This window comes from Variovorax paradoxus, from assembly GCF_022009635.1.
Lineage (GTDB): Bacteria > Pseudomonadota > Gammaproteobacteria > Burkholderiales > Burkholderiaceae_C > Variovorax.
The window spans coordinates 7,073,470-7,087,941 of record NZ_CP091716.1 but is presented as its reverse complement, the minus strand read 5'-3'; the positions used below and the strand labels follow the sequence as shown (position 1 = coordinate 7,087,941).

General features: G+C 61.8%; 15 protein-coding genes. 10 read left to right on the top strand and 5 right to left on the bottom strand.

Annotated elements, in window-relative coordinates:
* Positions 1-14: 14 nt before the first annotated feature.
* The 7 genes from L3V85_RS33295 to L3V85_RS33265 all read left to right on the top strand — a co-directional run bounded on the left by L3V85_RS33295 (position 15) and on the right by L3V85_RS33265 (position 6,248).
* Positions 15-1,223 carry a flagellar hook protein FlgE gene (locus L3V85_RS33295; protein ID WP_237676831.1) on the top strand — a complete coding sequence of 403 codons (1,209 nt, stop codon included), beginning with the start codon at positions 15-17 and terminating at the stop codon, positions 1,221-1,223.
* A complete protein-coding gene (locus L3V85_RS33290; protein ID WP_237676830.1) occupies positions 1,220-2,158 on the top strand; it encodes a FliM/FliN family flagellar motor switch protein in 939 nt (312 codons plus the stop codon). The genes L3V85_RS33295 and L3V85_RS33290 overlap by 4 nt, the downstream gene beginning before the upstream one ends.
* Positions 2,159-2,195: 37 nt before the next feature.
* The gene (locus L3V85_RS33285) at positions 2,196-2,693 is read left to right on the top strand and encodes a FliM/FliN family flagellar motor switch protein (protein WP_237676829.1); all 498 of its coding nucleotides are present in this window, start codon (positions 2,196-2,198) and stop codon (positions 2,691-2,693) included.
* Between the two features lie 69 nt (positions 2,694-2,762).
* Entirely contained in the window at positions 2,763-3,230 is a 468-nt protein-coding gene (locus L3V85_RS33280; RefSeq protein ID WP_237676828.1) for a flagellar biosynthetic protein FliO, read from the top strand.
* A gap of 20 nt (positions 3,231-3,250) precedes the next feature.
* Entirely contained in the window at positions 3,251-4,072 is an 822-nt protein-coding gene (gene fliP / locus L3V85_RS33275) for a flagellar type III secretion system pore protein FliP (RefSeq protein ID WP_414080282.1), read from the top strand.
* 90 nt (positions 4,073-4,162) lie between these two features.
* A complete protein-coding gene (locus tag L3V85_RS33270) occupies positions 4,163-4,936 on the top strand; it encodes a sigma-70 family RNA polymerase sigma factor (RefSeq protein ID WP_237676826.1) in 774 nt (257 codons plus the stop codon).
* A 34-nt stretch (positions 4,937-4,970) separates the two neighbouring features.
* Positions 4,971-6,248 carry a hypothetical protein gene (locus tag L3V85_RS33265; protein ID WP_237676825.1) on the top strand — a complete coding sequence of 426 codons (1,278 nt, stop codon included), beginning with the start codon at positions 4,971-4,973 and terminating at the stop codon, positions 6,246-6,248.
* Positions 6,249-6,274: 26 nt separating this feature from the next.
* Here the strand turns inward: L3V85_RS33265 and L3V85_RS33260 are convergent, their stop codons facing one another.
* Both L3V85_RS33260 and L3V85_RS33255 read right to left on the bottom strand, forming a co-directional pair.
* The gene (locus L3V85_RS33260) at positions 6,275-6,712 is read right to left on the bottom strand and encodes a hypothetical protein (protein WP_237676824.1); all 438 of its coding nucleotides are present in this window, start codon (positions 6,710-6,712) and stop codon (positions 6,275-6,277) included.
* A gap of 49 nt (positions 6,713-6,761) precedes the next feature.
* Complete coding sequence (locus L3V85_RS33255) at positions 6,762-7,337, bottom strand: tetratricopeptide repeat protein (protein WP_237676823.1); 576 nt, start codon at positions 7,335-7,337, stop codon at positions 6,762-6,764.
* 667 nt (positions 7,338-8,004) lie between these two features.
* Here L3V85_RS33255 and L3V85_RS33250 point away from each other — a divergent pair.
* Both L3V85_RS33250 and L3V85_RS33245 read left to right on the top strand, forming a co-directional pair.
* Positions 8,005-9,120 (top strand): IS5 family transposase, encoded by a 1,116-nt coding sequence (locus L3V85_RS33250; protein ID WP_237676770.1) that lies wholly within the window; start codon positions 8,005-8,007, stop codon positions 9,118-9,120.
* A gap of 657 nt (positions 9,121-9,777) precedes the next feature.
* On the top strand, positions 9,778-10,533 hold the full coding sequence (locus L3V85_RS33245) for a DUF3108 domain-containing protein (RefSeq protein WP_237676822.1): 756 nt from the start codon (positions 9,778-9,780) through the stop codon (positions 10,531-10,533).
* A gap of 40 nt (positions 10,534-10,573) precedes the next feature.
* Here the strand turns inward: L3V85_RS33245 and L3V85_RS33240 are convergent, their stop codons facing one another.
* Genes L3V85_RS33240 through L3V85_RS33230 form a run of 3 tightly spaced genes read right to left on the bottom strand, consistent with a single transcriptional unit; the run spans position 10,574 to position 12,931 of the window.
* Positions 10,574-11,494: a hypothetical protein gene (locus L3V85_RS33240; RefSeq protein WP_237676821.1), complete on the bottom strand. Its 921-nt coding sequence runs from the start codon at positions 11,492-11,494 to the stop codon at positions 10,574-10,576.
* A 38-nt stretch (positions 11,495-11,532) separates the two neighbouring features.
* Positions 11,533-11,997: a hypothetical protein gene (locus tag L3V85_RS33235; protein WP_237676820.1), complete on the bottom strand. Its 465-nt coding sequence runs from the start codon at positions 11,995-11,997 to the stop codon at positions 11,533-11,535.
* Between the two features lie 49 nt (positions 11,998-12,046).
* Entirely contained in the window at positions 12,047-12,931 is an 885-nt protein-coding gene (locus tag L3V85_RS33230) for a LysR family transcriptional regulator (protein WP_237676819.1), read from the bottom strand.
* A 170-nt stretch (positions 12,932-13,101) separates the two neighbouring features.
* Between L3V85_RS33230 and L3V85_RS33225 the strand changes: the two genes are divergently transcribed.
* On the top strand, positions 13,102-14,412 hold the full coding sequence (locus L3V85_RS33225) for an amidohydrolase (RefSeq protein WP_414080266.1): 1,311 nt from the start codon (positions 13,102-13,104) through the stop codon (positions 14,410-14,412).
* The last annotated feature ends 60 nt before the right edge of the window (positions 14,413-14,472 follow it).

Below are 14,472 nucleotides of genomic sequence, written 5' to 3'. Positions count from 1 at the left end.
CCGGAGGAGTTCTCATGCTCGAATCCATTTATGTCGGAATGACAGGTTTGCTTGGCTACTCCCGCGGGCTGCGGGTGATCGCCAACAACACGGCCAACATCAACACGCCCGGCTTCAAGAGCTCGAGCATCCAGTTCTCCGACCTGTTCTACACGGGCGGCAATCTCAGCGGTGGCAATGCCAGCCGCAATCAGGACCAATTGGGCTTTGGCCTCAATACGACGGGCACGGCCATCTCGTTCAAACAAGGCGAGTTGCGTCAAACGGGCAACGACCTGGACCTGGCCGTCGATGGACAAGGCATGTTCATCCTCAAGAACGCCGACGGCCAGTTGAGCTACACCCGCGCCGGGCAGTTCAAGTTCGATGCCGCAGGTGAGCTCGTGAGCCGGGTCAATGGGGAGAAGGTGATGGGACTCGATAGCCATGGCAACTTCACGGCAGTCAGTCTGGCTGGACAGATGCTCGAACGTGGCCAGCCCACCTCGCGCATCAAGCTCACGGGGCTTCTCTCCAACTCGATCACTGCGGGCGACTTCCAGCCGAATCCGCCCACGCCCGACAGCGGAATCAATGTGATCGATGCGGGGGGCGTGAGCCACCTGCTGAATCCCAAGTTCACTACCGTCACCACAGGGGCCGGAGCCACTCTCAAGTTCGAGCTTCTCGACGGCACCACTGTCGTCGGGTCGGGCAACCTGGCTTTTGCCGACGGCAAGCCAACCGCGGCCACCGCGCTGGTGCCGATCACCTACGCGCCGCCTGGGCAGCCGCCAATGTCTTTGACGATCGACTTCAGTTCCGACATTTCCTTCTGGGCGGGCGCTTATGGCGTGAAGGTTCAATCGCAAGACGGCGTGACTCCGGGATCGCTCACGGGAGCCGTCTTCGATGCCAGCGGTACCTTGCGCATGAACTATTCCAACGGCCGCAACATCAAGGGGCCGCGTCTCGCGCTGGCGAGATTCGATTCTCCGGACGCCGTGGGCGCCGCGGGCAACAACCAGTTCAAGTCGCTGGACGAGAACGCATGGCACATCGGTACTGCGGGAGAGGGCGCCTTCGGCAACGTGCGCTCCGGGCAGGTCGAGATTTCCAACGTGGACCTGTCCCAGGAGTTCAGCGACCTTGTGGTGATGCAGCGCGGCTACCAGGCAAGTTCGCAGGTGATATCTACGGCCAACGAGATGCTTCAGCAGTTGTTCTCGATGAAGGGCAAATGAGCGTGGCTGAAGTGTTCTCTGTGCCTGCCTCTGCGTTGCTGAATCCGGCAGATTCGCTGCTGCGCGCGCGGCCCCTGCGTACCTGGAGCCTGATGCAGCAGGATGCGGTGCGCGAACGTCTGCTTGCGCTGCATCGCCACTGGTGTGCCGAATGGCTGCGTGACGGCGATGGCGGCGGCATGGACATGTCGTTTGACCTTCGGCTGGCAGATCATGGCGTTGCCATCGAGCATCTGGGTGATGCGTTCGCCAGCTGGTCCTTGGATCCGCCGCGGTGGCGCACCTCATCGAACGAGCACCTTGCGCCGGAACGTCCCTGTTCCCCGGACGACGCTGTTCGTGCCGTTGCGCAACGGATGTTCTCGCATGACATCAGCGCGGTCACGCGCCACGGTCAGGAGCCCGCGCGCATGGCGGCCGCCTTGGCCAGTGTGGCCTGGTCCGACTGGTTGCTCAAGTTGCAAGGACTTCTCGGAGGCGGCGCGCTTTCTTGGGCTCCAGCGATCAATGACAACGAGGCGCAGACTGTTGCGGCCCCTTGGTCAGGCGCACTCTGGGCCAACTGGCCGTGGTGCGGTGGCACTTGGCACCTGGTGCTTTCCCACGACGCGGTATCCGTTCTGCTTGGCATGCAGCAGATGAGCACGCCGGTTGTGCACGCCGCCGATTTCGCCTCGGGGTCGAAGTCCAAGCATGCGCTCGATCAGGTGCTTGCGGACCAGCGTGTCCCGCTGCGTGTGATGCTCGACGGCGCTCAATTGAGCCTTGGCCAACTGCAGGTGCTGCGCGTCGGCGATGTCGTGACGGTGCGTCACTCGCTCGACGCGCCGGCGCACCTCGTCGACATGCAAGGTACGCGGCTGTGCGATGCCTGGCTTGGTCAGAGCGAGGCCCGCGTGGCCGTTGAACTCACGCTTTTGGCGGCCGCAACCTGACCGTGCTGCCGCCCGCTCAACTCTCAAAGGAAAAAATATGACACAGGCTTTGGAAGGCGTGACTGCCGACAACCGCACCGCGAGCACGACCCATGTACCCGACGGTCGCGCCAGCGAACATCGTGCGCGCGTCGCCAACGCTTCGCTACCCCCCCACGCCGGACAAACTCCGTCTGCCAATTCGGCAAGCATGCCAACAGCGCAGATCATCTCTCTGCCAGACATGCACGCTGATGTGCACGACACAGCGGCAGGCCGACGCGATGGCGCCCCCATCCTGCAGGACTGGAACCCGCTGCACCAGATCAAGGCGACTCTGCAGGTCTGCGTCGGTGAAGCCACCCTGTCGGTGGGGGAGCTTCTGGCGGCCAAGGAACACCAGGTGCTGCGCCTCGATCGCGGCGTGGATCAACCCGTCGACCTGACCATCGAAGGCAAGGTGGTGGCACGAGGCCAGTTGGTGGCTGTCGATGGGCACTTCGCTGTGCGCATCACGGAACTGCCGGTCGCCTTGGGCCTTGCGACCGGGGCTTGACGGATGAGCAGACGGGTTTGGTGGACCGCACTCTGCGGTCCTGTGCGAAGCTGGATGGCTAGCGTTGTGATGGCCACTGGCATTCTCGTGGCCGCGCCGGGCGCCGCCGAGCAAATACCACGCGATGGAAGCGTTGCTGCCGGACCGAGCGGTGCGGGTTTGCCTGCGAATATTCCGGTCAAGCGAGAGGTTTCTGTGCAGGCATCGCCTGACACTGGTGACTACGCATGGATGACGATCCTTGTGCTTGGCGCCGTGATGGGCTGTGGCGTACTCGTCATGCGCCGAAAGGCGGGCAAGGGCGTGCAGGGATCGGGCCGTGTATCGGCTTGGGGAAGCGTTCTCGGAGGCTTGCTGAACGCAGTGCCGTCCCAGGAGATCCAGCGCATATCGAGCACGCGTCTCACCCCGCGACACAGCCTGCATGTCGTGGTCTGGGGTGGGCGGCGACTGCTCATCGGGTGCAGCGAGAACGCCATCGAACTGATGGCGGAGGGGACAGCGGCCGCGGCAGCGACAGTGGAGACATTGCCGTGAGTCCGATCCGCATGTTGGCTATCCAGACGACGCGACTTCGCCACTGGCGTTCATGGCTCATAGCCCTGATGGTGGCCTGCAGCCTGCTCGGATGGCCGGCAGCTGCGGCCGTCGCGCAGAGCAACGAAGGCCCGCTGCCGAACGCAACGACAGCGGGCGCCGCATCCGGGGCTGCGAAAAAGACCAGCTCGTCGAATGCCTCGAATCCCACCACCGAGACGGCGCAAGCGTTGCGCGTCGTGCTTGGTCTGACGGTGCTCGCCATCCTGCCGTCGCTTCTGGTATGTCTGACCAGCTTCCTGCGAATCATCGTTGTGCTGTCCATGCTTCGTCACGCCATCGGGATGAACGAGACGCCGCCCAACACCGTGCTCATCGGCCTCGCGTTGTTTCTGACGCTGTTCACGATGTCGCCCGTGTTGCAGAAAGTCAATCAGGACGCGTTCGAGCCGTTCATGGCCGGCAAGCTGTCGATGGAAGAGGGCTATGGAAAGGGTGTCGCGCCGCTGCGGGACTTCATGGTGCGCCAGACCCGCGAGGCAGACCTGGCGCTGATGGTGGAGCTTTCGAAAGCGCCCGCGCCACGGTCGATGGACGACATCGGCAACGTCCAGCTGATCCCGGCCTTCATGCTGTCCGAATTGCGCGCGGCCTTTCAGATCGGCTTCGTGATCTTCCTGCCATTCCTGCTGATCGACCTGATCGTCTCCAGCATCCTGATGGCGCTGGGCATGATGATGATGCCGCCGACAACGATCGCACTACCGCTGAAGATCCTGATGTTCGTGCTGGTCGACGGCTGGAGCCTCGTGCTCAAGGCGCTGGTTGGCAGTTTTCACTGAGTCGCACACGGTATGCCCCGTATGGGTTCCGCGTCGCACGCCTCCCCGCCGGCGCTACCAGCGTCTCTGGAGCTGGCGGAGCCCGACGTATTGGCTCCCCTCTGGGCGCGATGGCGCAGCGAGGGAGAATCATTCGCGCGTGAACAACTGATCGAGCACCATTTGCCGTACGCCAGGATGATGGCCGCTACTCTTTACGGTCGCCGAACCCACAATGACGTGGAGTTCGAAGACTATCTGCAGTTCGCTCGTATCGGCTTGATAGAAGCCATCGACAGGTTCGATCCATTGCGGGGCGCGCAATTCAAGACTTTCGCCACCAAGCGCGTCCAGGGTGCGATCCTCAATGGACTGGCCCGGTTCACCGAGAAAAACCAGCAGATCGCATTGAGCATGCGCTTGCGCCGTGAGCGCCTCGAGGCCGTGAAGGACGCAGCGGCGCAAGCGGCGCCCGGGGCCGCTCAAGGCACCGACTCGCCGCCGTCGGGACGGCAGCCCGAGGAGCTCTTCCGGTATCTTGCGGAGGTCGGTATCGGACTGGCACTGAGCGTCATGCTCGAAGATACCGGGATGATCGACAGCGGTGCGCCGGGCGACACAGGTCAGCTGCCTTCACCGGAGGTAAGCTATTTTCGCCAGTCCGAGATCGCACAACTGCGCAGCGTATTGCGCAATCTTGTCGATCGGCTTGGTGAACAGCAGCGGATGGTGATTCATCAGCACTACCTGCAGGAAGTGCCGTTCGAGGAAATCGCGCGGCGTGTGGGCCTCACGCGCGGACGGGTTTCGCAATTGCATCGCCAAGCCTTGGGGAGACTGCGAGAACTGCTCGGCAAGGACGCCAGATTCGACGTGTCATGGTGACACGGATTCCAGACCCTTTATTCTTGATCTTCCCATGACCGATACATCTGCCCGCAACTCTCCATCCGCGCCTGTAGGCGAGGAACCCCGCGCGGTCGCTGCACGCCAGCGGCTGGAGCGGCTCGACGGGTTCCTGCGCCACGATCCGGCCAACAATGCGCTGCTGATTGACGCCTTCGAAACGGCTCTTTCGTGCGCCGATTGGGTTCGGGCGCGCCATTACCTCGACCAGGGCAGAACCCAGCAGGTCGAGCCTCTGGCCTGGCGCTTGCGCGAAGGGGATTTCTGGCTGGCGCAGGAAAGCTACGACGAGGCGAAGGATGTGCTGGAGGGCTTGATGGATGTGTCTGAACCGCCGCCCGGTTTCGCGGACGTCCTGCTGCACAACCTCGCGTACATTGAATTCAGGCAGGGTCGCTATGCGGCCTGCGCACAGCGCCTGGGCGCTACCTTGGAAGCGCCGCAGACCTCGGCACGTGATGCCGATGGCCAGTTGTCGGTAACCGCGCGAGCGCTGCAGCAGGTGTGGCTCAGGGCGCTGCACCACGACGGACAGTTCGAACGCGCGATGGCGTGGACCGAGCGGGCCGAGCGCGAAAGCGCGCTCGATGCGCAAGCCGCGGGCATCGCCAGCCTGATCGCAATTGACGCCGCCGATTTCTCTGCGGCACAACTTTGGTCGACGATGAGTCTGCAGGACGCTTCGTCGACCGGCCCCTGCGTGGAGGCACTGGTCACGCAGGCATCGTTGGCGCTGGCTGCGCAAGATGCGCAGGGCGCGGCTCGATTCGCGGATGCTGCGCTGCAGCGGCAGCCAGGAGACGGTCGTGCATGGTCAACGCGTGGTTTTGCCGCGCTTCTTGCCAGTGAACTCACCATCGCCGCAGATGCATTCGGGCGTGCCTTGGCTGTCATGGGGCAGCATGTCGGCACATGGCACGGGCTTGGATGGACACGCATTCTTCAAGGTGACCTCACCGGTGCGCAGTCGAGTTTTGCGACCGCGCTGGAATTGGACCGGAATTTCGCCGAGAGCCATGGCGGTCTGGCAGTGGTGTATGCCCTATTGGCCGAACGCCAAAAGGCACAGGTGCATGCGGAGACCGCGTTGAGACTGGATCGCAGCAATCTGTCGGGGCGTTATGCACAGGCGCTGCTCAGTGGCGAGATGAAGGACCCGGCCGATGTGCTGCGCTTCGCGCGCCGGCTCCTTGGCGATCGTGCCGGCGCCTTCGGAAACCGGATGGCGGATGCCCTTCCTTCGGTCGATGTAGCGACACCGCCGCCCTTGGATGACGGCAAAGAACCTTGACCTTGAAGATGGCCTGGAGACGAAGTTCAATCGTCCGGTGTACAGGCTCCTGAGCCAACCCGACGAGGCGCAGCGTCGGCCAGCAAGACGTCTCCTGCGTCCTGCATGGCCTGGATAAGCTGGGCGTCTTCCTCCATGCGCTGCATCACCGAATCGACAAGCTCGCCCAATCCCTTGTCGTCCAGCCGGTCGCGGCCGAATTCCTGCAGCAATACGCCCTCCAGGAACAGCCGGAATGCCTTGCGGCGACGCTGAGGGTCCTCCGGGGATAGTGCGCGCACGCGCAGTGCGACCAACTCCTGGATCTGAGCGTCAGCGCCGCCGGCGCCCGACATCGCGTTCTCGCCGGCTGTGCTGGCAGGACGAAGTGGTGCCGCAGAGGCGCGTGCCTGAACCGTCGGGCGCAGTTGTGCGGCGAACTGGGCTCGTATCAGCGCAGCCAGGCGATTAGAGGGATCGATCATGGGTAGACGAAGAGCGGGCACTCGATGAATGGTGCCGCGCAAGGCATTGTCAGTGCATTGGCCCTTGCTGTTGATAGTTCGCCAGCAGCACGTGGTTACCTTCAGAGTCGGCCGATTCGTGTTCCGTAACGCTCGTGTCTTGCAGTGCCCGGATTCTCTCGACGATCTTGGCGATGTCGCTGGAGAGCGCATCGTTGGTGGTATTGAGCGCCAATCCTTGGTCGTAATGTTTCAGGGCTTCCTGAAAGCGGTCCTGCGCCAGGGCCGTGAATCCGTGGATGAAATGCGGCAGGGGGTTACTCTCGGGGAGCGCGAGCAACGGCTCCCATGTAAGCAGAGCAGTGGCGGCGCGGCCCGAACTGAATTGAAGCAAGCCCAGTTGATAGCGTGCCATCGGAAAATCCGGAGCCAGCCGCGCGGCATTGGCGAATGCCGTTTCGGCGCGCGCCATATCGCCGAGTGTTGCGAACTCGGCGCCCAGAAGGAACTGAGGCAGCCCAGCCTCTGGCGCAGCGTCGCTGGCATTCTGAAAGCACTCGATGGCTCGCAGGCTGTCATTTGCCTGGCTGGCCGTCATGCCATTGGAGATCCAAGCATCGAAGGTGAGGGTATCGGTCTGTGTCATGAGCTATGAACTGGGTGAACGAAGCGAGCGCGACTCATTGTCGCGCTCCGCAGCCGTGAGAGCCAGGGCGTCTGCTTGCGGCTCGGGCAAGCTATCCACGATCTACCGAAGTTGTTTAGTGCAAGGTCGTGCGACTGCAATTTTCTGCTATCGCCAGAAGATTGACTATCTTATTTGCACATCAAATTGATGATGTCGCCAAATACCCGTAAGTACTATTTGGCCTTTTACGCGTTTTGCTAAACACATTGCGTTCGAGCTGGATGAGTTGTTCTGAGCGCCCCTTGATGTGGAGGTGGTGCCGAACAACAAACGAGGCCGTCAAATGGTTGCAATCGTCAGTGGGAATAGCCTGGGTCTGAGTCTGGGGTCGCTGGCCACACTGGGCGGGCGATGCGTGGTGGGGTCGGCGCAGCAGGGGTACAACGTGAGTCGACCTATGTGAACGTGTCCAACGGCAACCTGGTGCAGCAGGACCTCGAAGACAGGCTAGTGGGCCGGGGGTGGACATTGCTACCGTGCGCACGGAAAGGGCCGGCGCCACCGCCGTCTACGCCTGGAGCGCGTCTAGCAGGCTGCTGAAATACCTCTCCCACCAGTCGGCGCGTGACAGGCCTCAGGCGTTGGAAGTTGACACCTCCGACAGTTGCAACCAAGACCCCAGACGATGCGCGGCGCCGACACCTTCACCGAGAGCTTATTCACGATGCGCCGCCTGGAGGACTTCGTACCCGCGAATCACCCGCTGCGTCCGATCCGCGCAATGGTCAATGAAGCGCTGCTCAAGATGGACAACCTGTTTGCCGGCATGTATGAGGCCGACATCAAGGGCGGGCGCCCCAGCATCGCACCCGAGAAGCTGCTGCGCGCGATGCTCTTGCAGATCTTCTTCAGCGTCCGCTCGGAGCGCCAGCTCATGGAGCAGACCCAGTACAACCTCTTGTATCGCTGGTTCATTGGCCTGGCCATGGACGATGCGGTCTGGGTTCCCAGCGTCTTCACCAAGAACCGCGAGCGCCTGATCGAGCACGACGCCATCATCGAACTGTTCAACCACATCGTCGAAACAGCTGGTCGCAAAGGCTGGCTATCGGGCGAACACTTCAGCGTCGATGGCACCCTCATCCAGGCGTGGGCCAGCCACAGGAGCTTCGTGCGCAAGGACGGCGGCGACGATGATGATGCGGGCAACAACTCGACCGGTAGCACCAGCTTCAAAGGTCAGACCCGCAGCAACGACACCCACGCCTCGCGCACCGATGGCGATGCGCGGCTGTACCGCAAGGGCAAGACCGCCAGTGAGTTGCGCTACATGGGCCATACCCTCTCGGACAATCGCCATGGCCTGATTGCCAACGCGATGGTCACACAAGCTGACGGCTTTGCCGAACGCGAAGCGGCCAAGGTCATGATCAATGATGCCCGGCAAGCGGCCGCGAGTCCGAAGGCCGAGGTCACGCTCGGTGCGGACAAGGGCTACGACGCGCAGGAGTTCGTCCAGGCATGCCAGGACATGGGCGTGACACCGCACGTGGCCCAGAACACTTCAGGTCGGCGCTCCGCGGTGCCCGACGCCATTGCTGCGAGCGAGGGCTATGCGTTGTCGCAGCGCAAACGCAAACTGATCGAGCAGGGCTTCGGCTGGGCCAAGACGGTGGGCGGAATTCGTCAGGTGATGGTGCGTGGGCTCAAGCGCGTTGACCATCTGTTCGTGCTGACGATGACGGCCTACAACTTGACGCGCATGCGTTCGCTGGGACAAATCCGTCCTCGGACACTCTGAGGCACCCAAAGGTCAGCAAAACGGCCTCGAGTCAGCGAAAACGGCTTCCGAAATCGCTGCTCGACGCACTATGTGAAAAGCAAATCCTCACAGAAGGAGAAGGCTCGCTTCGAACGGGAGTATTTCCGCATCCTGCTAGGAACCTGTATGTGAGCAGCGCGGCCGCATTCGCCATGATCGCCTACGACGCGGCCAACGCCCGTTATGTCTGGCGGATTCAACCGGTCGATGCAATCGTCTGACTGAACATCTCAGTCGATTCTGTTCAGTTAATCCAAAGATTGGACTTCAAGCTTGTCTCAGAATTGTCTCGATCTTCGTTAATTAGCCTGAGCTGGAGTTTGATCTTTAGGTTCATTCATAGATTTCTGTTCACGGCTACTACGCGGCAGCAGTTGAAATTTTCCCGAGCACGCGGTGCGTAGTAAGGAGAACTATTAAGCAATCTGCAAATCAGATTCGCGCGGATGAAATGAAACTTTCATAAGAATACAAAGCCACCATCGATTGGTGGCTTTTTTATTAAAGGGAGAGATCTTGAAAAGAGTAAATGTTAACGATCTGCCGTGCGCGAGATTCCTTGTCATCGCAGCCGCGACAGCCACGATTTCCGCGTGTGGAGGCGGCGGTGGTGGAGGTGGAGGTGGACTTCCCGCGTTGCCCATCCCCACCGAACAAGCAGCGGCACCTGCAGCGCCGCCAGCCACCGTGTCGGAGAATTCAGGCCCATGCTTCAACGAAGCCGACTTTCGCGAAGGCACATTGCTGGAGTTCGACGCGGCCAAGCTGGGAACTGATCCGGCGACTGCCTCTTTCCACAGAAAGAGCGTGACCGAGGGACGAGAGACCTTTGGCGGAGCGAATCCGATTGCCTTCAACGTCGATTCGAAGACATTCGATTACTCCTACGTCCAAAACACCATTACCGAAAAAGAGTACAAGGATCTCGTCGGTGGCAACATCATGCTCTACGGGAAGGCGACGGTCTCCAAGACCAAGTACGACCCGAAGGTGATTCCCCCCGGCTTCCCGAAAGAGCAGACCATTTCCGACTCCCAGGTCTTTTCGCCTCCAGTTTCGTTCCCGATGGACATGAAGCCCGGGCAGGTCGTGAGTCAGCGAACTTCCGTTGCCAAGACCAAGGTCATCAACGGTGTGAGCGGTTCGACGTCTTCCGTGCCGGCGAGTGCCGAGCTCATCTACCACGGCCGGGAATCGTTGAAGACGCCGCTGGGAACATTCAACGTATGCAAGCTCTCGTTGAAAATCACGCTCAGCGCTTCGGGGATCACGAAAGACAGCACGAAGGAATTCTGGCTGGCTTCCGAGGGGCCTTACCGAGGCCAGCTACTCAAGGGAATCGACCCGAAATCACCAATGGTCGTGACGAAGATGACCTACACGCCGAAGTAACGTCGATGGTCGGCTTGCAGCCTCTGCAAGTCGGCCTGTGCTATGCAGTCTCCGCTTGATCCGGCCAATCAACCATCGAGCGGATCTTCTCGTGCCGCCATTGCAGAAGCCTTTGCGCATACCGCGGCGCGATCCGGTCGAAGTTGTCCCAGCTGTCCTGTGTCGTGGCCTCACCCGGCTTTCGCCAGTTGTTGCTCTCCCCGAATATTTCTTTCGTATCGAAAAGCGCGGAGGCTTTCTCCGGCTGCATCAGGCGGTTCATGTAGGCGTGGCAGAAGGCGGCGTGTTCCTGCCGGACATCGCTTTCCCACAACAGGCCCCCAAGGTCCGAAGAAAGAAAGGCAAGGGGCGAGATCTTCCGCTGGCGAAGCGCGTCGATTCGCTCTTGTGCAAGCCGGTCCTCCCGCAGGATTCCGTTCAGCGCACACCAACTGGCGAAGAAGCCGTCTTCGACCGAATGCGCCGGATCGCTGCCAGGATGGATGGTCGCATAGGCCTCTTCTTCGGCAACGCTCAGGAGCAGAAGCTCCGGCAAGCCGTTCGAGCCTAGCGTGGCCTTTGCCCGCAGGCCTTCGCGTGGTGGCGGCAGCGTGAAGCGGATCTCCTCCAAGGCACTTTCGATGCGTCGGACGAATCGCGAGCCGAGGGCTGCATCGTTCATTTGCCATTCGAAACCGGCCGGGAGGGCGCCGCGATAGTTCGGGTAGATGAAGGCATGTGAAACCCAGGTGACCCAGGTGCGTCCTTCCTTGCGCGGAGGGAAATGGGATCTGCTGGTGAGGCTTGCGCTGGCCCCGACTTCGATGCCGAGCTTGCCATTGCCGAGACTCGCGCCGTTGAGCGGCGTCGCGTTCTTGAACGGCTTCTTGCCGAGAGCTTCCGCAAGCCGGATGGCGGCAGGGTCGTCGATGCGCTTGCCGAGTGCGTCGAGAAGCAGCGGAGTGATGTCTTGTTCAGCCATGCGTTTTCAGGTTCGGGTGGACAGATGTTCGGCGGACGTCAGGCGGCGTGCTGCTTGAGCACTCTTGGGTCAATGGGCGGAGCCAGCCATAGCTGCACAAGATAGCGATCCTTCCCCTCGAGTCCGTCTTCCGACAGGGAGTCCAAGCCGGAACACGACAGCCTGACCCTGTAGGTTCCAGGTTCGACGGGGAAACGCGCGGCGTCGGGAAAATAGTCCGTGCAGCCCGCGATGACCAGCGGTCCGGTCTCTATCGTCAAGGAGCCTTCGACCACATGGTCGAAATCGGCGAGCTCGCTCAGGGGCTCGAAGTCCAGGAACTCGAGCGTGACCGGTACGTCCATGTTGCGGACGGTGCCCAGGCCGACAGCGCCTGAAGAGACGGCGAGCATGCGCTCTACCGCCGGGGCATCCCAGGCATTCGACAGATCGCCGTCGGCCGTTTCGTCCTGCAGGTAGAACTGAAAGTAGTCAGCAAAGATTTCGAGTTGATGCGACTGCATGGCATTGCTCCAGAAATAACAGGCGGGCACATGTCCTTGGCACCCGAAGTCAGTCGCGCAGTATCTTCGAGATCAGCGTGCGCAACATCGACATGGCGGGCGCGTCCGTATGTCCCGCACGCGTGATCAGGCCGAAGTGCGCGCGGGTCTCTATTGCTGGCCGCACAGGCAGTTCCACCAGGTCCGGCGCGGCTGCCCGGATCGCGAATAGAACCGCGTCGCTCTCCCGTACGACCTCGACCAGACTCGACAATTCGTTGCAGCGCAGGCTCACGCATTCGTCGGGATGTCCTTGCGGACCATAGGTCTCGACCATCTCGCGCACCACGTCGTTGCCCAGCTTTGTCGAGGCGATCGGGAACTCGCGCACGGTCTCGAAGCGTATTGCTCCGCGCTTGCGCGTGAGGGGGTGGCCGGTCCTGCACATGAAGGCCCCCCGCATCTCAGTCACGGCCTCGACGCGCAGGTCCGTTGCCGGCCTGAACGAGTGGATTTCGAGGACCACTGCATCGATCTGGCGGTCTCGAAGCGCTTGGACGAGCCGGTTCTCTTCACCGCGAAGAATGTCGACGCGCACCGTTGCACCTCGCTGCGCCATGCCGGCCAGCAGCGGTCTGGTCAGCAATGCGCCCGGCCCGGACCCGAGACCCACGCGCAAGGTGCTGGTGCGGCCGCCGAGCTTGCGCCCTCCGGATGCCGCGAGTTCATCGGCGTCGAACACCAGTCTGCGCGCCCGTTGCAATACCTCGTGCCCGAAATGCGTGAGTTCGCTGCGTCTTCCGACACGGTCGAAAAGCTTCTGGCCCAGCTCCTCTTCCAATGCGTTGATGCTTCGGCTCAACGCCGGCTGTGTCAGGAAGAGCGTCTCGGCCGATCGCGTGAACGAAGCGGTCTCCGCCAGCGAAATCAAGTGCCGAAGTTGTACGAGCGTCATCACGGGAGCCGGGCAATTTCCATGAGATCAAATTATGGCAATGAAAACAACAATGCATTGGACTTTGGTTTGGCGTCTCCCTAGATTGCGGGTTCCGTGCGCCGCGGGTCGAGTCAGGTCATCCCGGGCCGCACGGCACCGCAGAAAACCAAATCACACAGAGACATCCGATGCACTTGCCAGCTTTTCGCCAGCTTTCCCTCCTCGCCATGTGCGCGATTGCGCCAGCCGCCTTCGCGCAGCAACCCACCGCGCGCATCGATGCGCTTGTCGACGGCATGTATCCGTCGCTCGAGACGATCTACAAGGACATCCACTCCAACCCCGAACTGAGCTTCAAGGAGACTCGCACGGCCGCCAAGCTTGCGGCCGAGATGCGTGATCTCGGCTTCGAAGTGACGGAAAAGGTCGGTCGCACCGGCATCGTTGCGATCTACAAGAATGGCCCCGGACCTACGGTGCTGGTGCGAACGGAGCTCGATGCGCTGCCGATGGAGGAAAAGACGGGGTTGCCCTATGCGAGCAAGGTCAAGGCCGAGTGGAATGGACGCGAGACTTTCGTTGCGCACAGCTGCGGGCACGACATTCACATGGCAAGCTGGGTCGGGACCGCTCGAACATTGCTTGCGCTGAAGGACCAGTGGAAAGGCACGCTGATGTTCATCGGCCAGCCGGCCGAGGAGGCCGGTGGCGGTGCCAAGGCCATGCTGGCCGACGGCCTCTTCAAGCGTTTTCCCAAGCCCGATTTCGCATTTGCCTTGCACACGAGCCCCTCGCCATACGGCTTCGTGGGATACCGCGTGGGTGCCATCACCTCGGCATCCGACGGCCTCGAGATCACCTTCAAGGGGCGCGGCGGCCACGGCTCCGCGCCCGACAAGACCATCGATCCCATCGCCATTGCAGCCCACTTCGTGACGGATGTGCAGACCGTGGTCAGTCGCGAGAAGGATCCGGCCGAATTCGGTGTCGTGACCATCGGGGCCATTCAGGGCGGCACCGCGGGCAACATCATTCCGGACTCGGTCGTGCTCCGTGGCACCGTTCGCAGCTACAAGCCGGAAGTGCGTGAGAAGCTGCTCGCCGGAGTCCGACGCACCGCGAAGGCTGCCGCCGCGATGGCCGGCGCGCCCGAGCCGGTCGTCGAGTTCGGGGACGGCGGTGCGGCGGTCATCAACGACGAGGCAGTCGTCCAGCGTACCGTTGCGGCACTCAAGTCGAAGCTCGACGCGGCGAGGGTGGTACAGGTGCCGCCCATCACGGCAAGCGAGGATTTTTCTGAATACGTGAACGCCGGTGTGCCGTCGATGTTCTTCTTCGTCGGCGTGAGCGACCCCAAGGAGGTTGCCGAGTCGCTGAAGCCGGGCGGCAAGCCGCTGCCATTCAATCACTCGCCTTTCTTCGCGCCCGTGCCCGAGCCTTCCATCAAGATGGGCGTTCAGGCCATGACGACGGCGGTGCTGAGTGCCATGAACAAGTGATGAGCTTGGTCCACTGAAAGGAGAGCGTGGGCGGCGACGACATGCCCGGCCGCAACCGGG